Origin of the sequence: Kitasatospora putterlickiae (assembly GCF_039527695.1) — a bacterium.
In the GTDB taxonomy this organism is placed as follows: domain Bacteria; phylum Actinomycetota; class Actinomycetes; order Streptomycetales; family Streptomycetaceae; genus Kitasatospora; species Kitasatospora putterlickiae.
In genome coordinates, this window is record NZ_BAAAKJ010000040.1 from 1 (window position 1) to 7,730 (window position 7,730).

Consider the following 7,730-nt stretch of genomic DNA (forward strand, 5'->3'; position numbering starts at 1 on the left):
GCTGCTGGAGGCCGTCCAGTGCGCGAAGGGCGCGTTCGATCGGATTCACGCCTGCGCGTCTGCCCCTGGCGCGCTCCCGGACACCTGGGAGCGCGCCGCCCTGGCGGATTGACCCGGCGCGGGGTGGGCACGCGCGAGGCGACCGGGGGGAATCCGCTACGAGGTTGAGGAGAAGACGGTGGAGGAGATCCCGCAGGGCGGCGCGGGTGGCGTGCCGCCGCACCACGCCACGGACGACGGCGAGGGCGGCCACGGCCTCCGGGCCCAGTCCGGGGCCGATGGCGACGCGACCACCGTCGAGCCCGGCCGGGCCCGGCGCCTGGCCCCTGGCGAGGCCGGTGGATCCGGTGGTCCCGACGAGTCGGACCTGGACGAGCCGGACGGCGACCCGGACGGCGGCGACCCGGACGACCGCCCATGACCGATGACCGGTCCCCGCCTCGCGACGTTCCCGCCGGTGGGGACCCCCAACGAAATCGGCCGGCCGTTCGTGTATGCGGGTAGACGGATCGAGGGGAGAACGAATGGCCGGGTGGGAACGCCTCCTTGCCGAGTTGGTGGAGTCACGCGGCTCCGAACTCAACCGGTACGGCTTCCTCCTGAGCGGTGACCGCTCGGAGGCCGCCGACCTGGTGCAGGAGGCGCTGGTGCGGGTGTTCGCGCGACCCCGGCGGTCATGGGAGCTCGCCGACATCGAGAGGTACGTCCGGCGGACGATGCTCAACCGCTTCCTGGACATCCACCGCCGGAGGCAGCGCTACGCCCTGCTCGCCCCGCGACTGGCCGAGAGCTCCGTGAGCACCGACCACAGCGGCGCGATCACCGAGAGGCTGGAACTCCTGTCGGCGTTGGGTTCGCTCTCCCCCCGGCAGCGGGCCTGCGTGGTGCTGCGGTACTACGAGGACCTGCCGGTGGCTTCCGTCGCCGACCGCCTCGACTGCAGCGAGGGAACGGTCAAGAGACACCTCAGTGACGCGCTGGTGCGACTGGCCGCCGCGCTGCAGACGGCGCACAGGGACCCCGAGCAAGGAGTGGGCGCGTGAATCCAGAGGAACTCCGTCATCAGCTCCCCGTCGTCGCCGATCTCGCGGGGCCGGCGCACCTCGCCACCGAGACGCTGGTCCGCGAGGTCCGCCGCCGCCGCAGGACGCGCTACGCGGTGATGGGAACCGCCGCGGTGGTAGCGGTGGTTGTCACGCTCTTCGGCGCCGCGCGGTGGCACGACGACCCCACCCGGCCGGTCGGCGCGGCCGGTTCCCCGACGACCGGGCCGAGCGGAACGCCGTCGGCCCGTGCCACGGGCGGCTACGTGTGCGGCGAGCGGCTGGACCTCCCCGGCGAGACGTCCAGCCGTGACGGCCTCGGCCTGGCGGTCCGCTCCGTCCGCGGGGCGGACTCCGCTACCGGGCCCCGGGTCGAGGTCACCATCAGCGCCGATCGGCGGCTCACCGCCGTTTCCACGCCCCCGCAGTACATCGAGGTGCTGTACCTGCGGGACGGCGTCGTCGTCGGTGGCGGTCCGATGCTGAACCGGCCCGGGGACGTCGACACTCCGCAGGGCGTCGACATGGTCGGGCATCCCCTGGACCTCGCGCCGGGGCAGCCGGTCACGCAGCAGCTGGGGCCCCGTGACCAGCTGTGCCCTTCGTGGGACTGGCCCCGGGTGTGGGCCGCGCCCGGCGACTTCGAGGTGGTCGCCCTGTTGCCGCAGCCGGTCGAGACGCCCGCGACGCGGCCCGCGACCGTCGAGCCGCGGCTCCTGGTGGCACGGGCGCCGTTCCCGCGCTGAGGAACGGGTGTCCCCCCGGGCCGCGTCCGGCCCGGGGGGGACACCTCAGGTGCGCACGAGGCCTGCTCAGGCGAGCTGCAGGCCCCAGGTGTTGTAGATGTCGACGACCTCGGTCCAGCGGATGGTGGTCCCGCCGCCCCAGCTGTTGATGCCGCGGGCCTGGCGGGTGTCGCCGGTGATGCTGAACACCAGCCCGCCGCTGTCACCGCCCTGGATCGCGGTGTAGCCGCTCACCTGGGTGCCCTCGACTCCGCGGTGGTCGACGCCGTTGCTGCCGGTCCAGTACTTGTCGTCGTCCACGACCTTGATGCCGCACATGACGCCGGTGGTGTAGCCGTCCTGGCAGACGAAGTCACCGTTGTACGAGTACGCCGAGCTGGTCAGCGTCAGGGTGAAGGAGTTGTTGACCGGGCCGTCCCACTCACGGCCGGCCGTCCAGCCGGTGCCCTGGACGTCGATCGCGACCGCGTCCCACAGGTCGGCCCGCGCCACGACGTTGCCGAGGTAGTTCCGGCCGCCGTTCTCCCACCCCGTGTAGACGGAGGCCCCGTCGGAGAAGCAGTGCGCGGCGCTGATCAGGAACGAGCGGTTGTCCGACTTGCGCCGGGTGGGCACGCCGGACGTGCACTTGTACCCGCTGCCCCAGCCCGCGTCGGTGAGGGCCTCGCCCGCGATCCACGCCGGGGTGTCCCGCAGCCGCGACATGTCGGAGCCCTCGGAGGAGGGTTCCAGGACCGTGTCGACGCCGGCCGGGTCGCTCGCGGTCAGCGCCCGGCTCGCGGCCACCTTCTGCTTGGCGCGCTCGACGTTCTTCACCCCGATCCGCAGCCCGCTGCCGTCGGACGGCACGGAGACGCTCTCGAGCTCGTCGCCGTACTCGCCCTTCGCCCCCAGGACGCGATCGCGGGCCTCGTGCAACGCCTGGCGCGTGTACTTGGCCTGCTTGATCCGGGCCAGGTTGGTGTCGGTGCCCGGGTCCGCGGCCTTGGCCGCCGCCAGGAACCGCTTCGCCTGGCTCCGGTCGGTCAGGTAGATGTTGACCGTGTGCGCCCCCGCGTTGAGCTCAAGACCGGCGTAGACGCCGGCCAGCTCCGCCTTGCCGACCGCGTCGGCGGCGTTCGCCAGCGCGCGCAGCGGGTTGAGCAGCTTCGCCTGGTCGGCCGGCGCCATCGCGGCGATCTGGGTGTCCGACAGCGACGGCAGCGGGCTCGCCGCGAACGCGGAGCCCGGAACCACGGCCGTCACGGTCACCACCGCGACAGCACTGACCAGGGCAGCCTTCAGCGACCTCTTCATACGTCCCCCCTAGGAGTATCACCGAGTGCGAACGTCCGTTCGCTGGAACAGAACCTAGCGGAGTCGCACCGCGCCGAGGGAAGGATTTGGAAAGTTTCCGGAAGATCCGAAGTGCTCCGTACTTGCCGGACTATGGCGTGAGTTGACGGCCATTCATCTGTTTTCGGCGATGAGGAAGGGGATCGAAGTGCGGGGAAATGCGGGACCCCCCTCCGCCGTGGCCGCTTTGCGTGCGGGTCCTCGCAGCTCGGAGCCGGTGGATGGGCCCCGGCCATTTCGGCATCGCCGATCACGAAAGCCGTGAGACCGGGTATATCCGGGCGTACGGGTCCCCCCGCCCGTGGGAGGTGGTGTGGTGTCGACCCCGTGCCGACGGGTGGGCGCCACCTGTGTGACTACGGATTCCGCTTCGGTGTGCGAATGATGAAATCCACTACAGGGCAAGGAAGGTGATGAGGTCGAAGGCGGCACTCGGCAATCGCCGTGCGCGCAGGTCCGCGCCGCGCACCGGTGCCGGCGGGTAGTCGCCCCGTCAGCGGTGCGCGGCGCACACGGGCCCCGGGGGTCAGCCCACCGGAGCCGCCGTCTCCCGCAGCTCGCCTCCGGCTAGGTTCTGTCCGGCGGATCACGGTCTGAGCCAGAGGCGGATCGAGGCGACGACGACGGTCCCGTCGCCGCGACTGGCGTCACCTGGGCCGCCAGGCCCGTGGCCGCAGGTGTGGCGAGTCCGGCCCGGTGCCACGCATTCGGGCCGGACTCGGCACCGTCTACGTGCGGACCGTCGACCAGCCGCTGTCCCGTGACCAGTACTGCGGACGGCTGACCCCCGTGCTTGTGGGAATCTCCCTGCACGCGCGCCGCCTGCCGCTCTCCGTGCGGATCCTTGCCCTGGGGCAACACCTCACCTCATCACTCCAGGAGCGCGGTGCGCCTCGACCGGGCCACCGATCCAGCGGCGAGTGGGCAGGCAAACGACGTTGTCAGCGTTCCGGACTCTCCGCCCATTCCGCCAGGACGGCGAAGTCCTCCGGGCCAAGGCCGACACGCGGGTCGACGTGGTGCAGTAGTGCCGGCCCGTCATGATGAGCCGCAACCCACTCGCGATCCGCGCGCGTGATCTCGTCGTCCACCCAGGCGAATGCCCGCCCGGACGCCCAGGCAACAATCGGCCGGGTCTTCCAGTGACGTCCGGCCCGAGCGTCCTGTTCGTCACCTTCCGACGGCTCCGGCCAGGGCAGCACGGGCAGGGACGGCAGCCCGAGGCGTGGCGCGACGTCCTCGTTCGCGTCCTCGTCCCATGTTGTCGCCCAGACCAATTCGTAGCCGAGCATGGCCAACCGTCGGCCCACGGCGGGATCGAGCCGGTTCAGCAACGGGTTCGCGGCATCGGTCGAGCCCTCTGTTCCGCCGCGACGGCTCGGCGCCAGGCCTCCGAAGGGAATCAAGGGGCCGTCGACATCAAGAAAGAGCAACGGCCGAACCGCCTCGCCTCCAGCATCCATGCGCGGCACTGTACTTCCTGAATCCGAACGCCGCGCTCGGCAGTTCCAGCGGGATACGACCTCTACGGAATCGGGAAGCGGTCTTCAGCTGTTGTTTCCCGGTCCCGGTCAGCCGACTCGTGAACTTCCGGCCATAGGCTCACGCCATGCCGATTGACGACAACTTCCGGACCACTCCGAAGCACTGGCGGGAGTGCACGAGCGTTTACGACTTCCTGGAGCAGGTACGCCTACGGCCCGGAATGTGGCTGCCCGGCGGCGACCTGGGCCGTCTGCAGTCGATGCTGATCGGCTACCAGGTGGCCCTCGGCGTGCACTCCATCGACGAACCCTTCGACTTCTGGCCCGACGGCCCGTTCAGCACGTGGCTCTGGCGACGCATCGGAGGGTCGAGCTCCCTCGGCTGGGCCGCCGAGATCGAACGGCTGACACCGGACGGTGCCACATCCGTCGAAGAGTTCTTCCGGCTGCTGGGGGAGTTCCGGCAAAGCGTCGCGATCCGCTGACCGCCGGGCCTGCAGAGAGGACATCAGCCCGTCCGGCATCGGCCGCCCCTGCTCGGCGGCTGACCCCCGCCTACGCGGCGAGAACAGGATCGACGGCGGCTTCGGCGCCGTGACCTTCGGCTGACCCCTGGGGTGCGGGGAGGACATCCCGGGCGTCTTCCTGTGCTCGCGGGAGGACGAACGCGGCGGGGGAGCGGCCGCAGGAAAGGGGCTTCGTGGGGAGAGCCTGGTCCGGGCATGATGTCCGCTGTGCATGGAGGTGAGAAGGTGCGAAGGCGCGCCCGGTACACGCTGGTCGAGACGGAACACGGCCATGCCTGGGGCGTCGGTGCCGAGGTGGAAGGGTTGTTCGGGGATCCCCGGCGCGGGACCTACGAGCTGTGCGGCTGGGTCCCACAGACAGAGGTGCGCGGCTGGGTCGGCAGTCGGGTGTGGTTGGTGCCTGAGGACAAGGCGTTCGATCCCTGGCTCTTGGAGGACGCGGAGAGTCTGGGCGAGCGCCCCGGGACGGACAGTCTCGTGCTCACCGGCCTGGACGACTACGAAGGACCGCCCGAGGGACACAGGGGCCCGGTCCGAGTGCACGACGGGCATCGGTGGCTGGGTTCGTGCGGGGAATTCGCGCGTGTCCTGCCGGCGAAGCAGTCGGCGCCGCCACTCATCCTTCGAGGGCTCGCCCCGAGTGAGCGCCTGATGGCGGCGCTGAAGAAGGGCACCCGGCAGGCACTGGACCTGGAGCAGGCCGCCCTGGAGATACGGGACGACCGGGGCGAGCCGCTCACCGATCGACTGCTGTGGGCCGAAGTCAGCGCCTGGCGCCCGTCCTCCTGCGGGACAGCGCTGATCGACCTGGAGCTCGACGGAGAGCTCTTCACACCCGTTCCCGAATACGCCCGGACCGTCTGGGAGCGGTGGTTCACCGGGCCGCCGGACACTTCCGGCGCCTGGGCAGGACTCGACACCCGACGCCGCAGGGCTTGGCTCGACCTCGTCCGTGAACGCGGCTGCCGGCGCACCCTCCACGATCGGTCGGCCGGTCACGCCTACATGCTCGACGGCCGACACATCACCGACGAACCGGGCCTCTACCTGGCCCTCGGCGAAGCGGTGAACGGACCCGGCGGGTACTTCGGCGGCTGCTTGGACGCCCTCGCCGACTGCCTGCGCGGAACCTTCGGCCACACCACTCCCGCGACCCTGCTCTGGCACGACGCCGTGACCGCACACGAGCACCTGCGCCAGACGCTGACCCCAGCCGGCCGGCCCTACGACCTGTTCGCCGAGACGCTCAGCGTCCTGGCCGAAGGCGGCATGCACGTCACCCTGGCGTGATCATGTTCCGCCCGCCCTGTCGGGAGTGCTGAACCACCAACTGCCCCTGCCCCTGCCCCTGCCCCTGCGCCTGCGGGGTGAACGGCGAACCCGTCGCCTACCGTCGGCGAACCAGCGGCTAACCCCCGCAGGTCCGGGGAGAACCGCGGGGGCAGCGCGTCCTACTGGCTCGGCAACGGCTGACCCTCGCGCTCGCGGGGAGGACGGGACCGGCAGCGTGCAGGTCAGCGAGCCGGTCGGCTGGCCCCCGGCGGCTGTGGGAAGGGCTGGGTCGTGTCCGACACAGATCACGCCGTGACGGCAGAGCTTCGCCTGAGAACGTGGGGATCGCGTGTGGGAAGGTCATACATGTGATCAATCAGGACAGCGGCCCGGACCGGGCTCTCGTGCTCGCGGACGGCCTGGGTCCCGCGGTCGTCGCACTCGTTCACCGCGAGGCGCTTCGGGTGCTGCGTGCCAGCATCGACACGGCCCACATCGACGCCTACAGCGACGATGCCTGGCCGTCTGCGGTGGTGCGCTCGTACGAACGCGTGCTGTCCCTGGCCCGGGCGGCGGTGGCAGACGGCACTCGGCCCGGGCGCGCCGATCCCGGGATGGGTATCGACATCGATGTCCGCGACGACGAGCAGTTCGAGATGCTGCTGGACCTGGTTCCCCACACGATCCACGCCGAAGGTCGGCGGGCGGATCGGTTGGTGTTCGCCGCCAGTGATTCGGGCACATCCCTGTGGATCGCCGTGACACAGGAACAGCAGGCGGAACTCCTGTCCCGGCTGGCCGTACACGGGATCCCGCCGACCGTGCTCACCGTCTGGCACCGTGACCGCTGAGACGCGCCCCACTGTCCGGGGTCGCGGAGCCCAAGGACCAGAAAAACCAGGACAATGTCGGCCCGGTAGCAGGTCGCGAGCTTGTCGAAACGCCTTACGAGGCCTCGCTCGCCCCCGGCTGACCCCCGTCTGCACGTGGAGGACGTGGCGAGTGGGATCGCCAGACCCCATTGGATCGGCTGACCCCCGAGTTTGCGGGGAGAACGACCAGTTCAAGCGCGCCCCTGGCGGCTGGACCGGCTGACCCCCGCGCCTGCGGGGAGAACCCTTCGTGACCTGCGCCGTTCTGACGGCTTTGCAATTTCTTGGCTAGTCGCCGAGGGCTTTCGGCCGGGCCTGGCCTGCTTGAGGTGTCAAGAAGCTGGGTCCATCGTGACAGACTGGTCTTGGCCGTGTACCGGTCGGTGGGAGCCTGTGGAGGTGAACCGCACCGGTTCGAATGGAGGCTCGATTCTCTGAGAGGATTGAGTCA

Annotated in this window: 8 protein-coding genes; 6 read left to right on the plus strand and 2 right to left on the minus strand. The window is 70.6% G+C overall.

From position 1 onward, the window contains the following. The first annotated feature begins 178 nt into the window (after positions 1-178). From ABD308_RS04780 to ABD308_RS04790, 3 genes are all read left to right on the plus strand, one after another. The gene (locus ABD308_RS04780; RefSeq protein WP_344326025.1) at positions 179-421 is read left to right on the plus strand and encodes a hypothetical protein; all 243 of its coding nucleotides are present in this window, start codon (positions 179-181) and stop codon (positions 419-421) included. A 103-nt stretch (positions 422-524) separates the two neighbouring features. After that, positions 525-1,043: a sigma-70 family RNA polymerase sigma factor gene (locus tag ABD308_RS04785; protein ID WP_344326036.1), complete on the plus strand. Its 519-nt coding sequence runs from the start codon at positions 525-527 to the stop codon at positions 1,041-1,043. Next, positions 1,040-1,789, plus strand: a complete 750-nt coding sequence (locus ABD308_RS04790; RefSeq protein WP_344326051.1) for a hypothetical protein — start codon at positions 1,040-1,042, stop codon at positions 1,787-1,789. The genes ABD308_RS04785 and ABD308_RS04790 overlap by 4 nt, the downstream gene beginning before the upstream one ends. A gap of 66 nt (positions 1,790-1,855) precedes the next feature. Here ABD308_RS04790 and ABD308_RS04795 read toward each other — a convergent pair whose 3' ends face one another. Together ABD308_RS04795 and ABD308_RS04800 are read right to left on the minus strand one after the other, a co-directional pair. After that, positions 1,856-3,085 carry a chymotrypsin family serine protease gene (locus ABD308_RS04795; protein ID WP_344326066.1) on the minus strand — a complete coding sequence of 410 codons (1,230 nt, stop codon included), beginning with the start codon at positions 3,083-3,085 and terminating at the stop codon, positions 1,856-1,858. A 980-nt stretch (positions 3,086-4,065) separates the two neighbouring features. Beyond that, complete coding sequence (locus ABD308_RS04800; protein WP_344326081.1) at positions 4,066-4,587, minus strand: HAD domain-containing protein; 522 nt, start codon at positions 4,585-4,587, stop codon at positions 4,066-4,068. A gap of 146 nt (positions 4,588-4,733) precedes the next feature. Here ABD308_RS04800 and ABD308_RS04805 point away from each other — a divergent pair, with 146 nt between their 5' ends. From ABD308_RS04805 to ABD308_RS04815, 3 genes are all read left to right on the plus strand, one after another. After that, on the plus strand, positions 4,734-5,093 hold the full coding sequence (locus ABD308_RS04805; protein WP_344326091.1) for a hypothetical protein: 360 nt from the start codon (positions 4,734-4,736) through the stop codon (positions 5,091-5,093). A 237-nt stretch (positions 5,094-5,330) separates the two neighbouring features. Beyond that, the gene (locus ABD308_RS04810) at positions 5,331-6,425 is read left to right on the plus strand and encodes a barstar family protein (RefSeq protein WP_344326099.1); all 1,095 of its coding nucleotides are present in this window, start codon (positions 5,331-5,333) and stop codon (positions 6,423-6,425) included. Positions 6,426-6,775: 350 nt separating this feature from the next. Further along, positions 6,776-7,258, plus strand: coding sequence for a hypothetical protein (locus ABD308_RS04815; protein WP_344326108.1), 483 nt, complete (start codon positions 6,776-6,778; stop codon positions 7,256-7,258). Positions 7,259-7,730 lie beyond the last annotated feature (472 nt).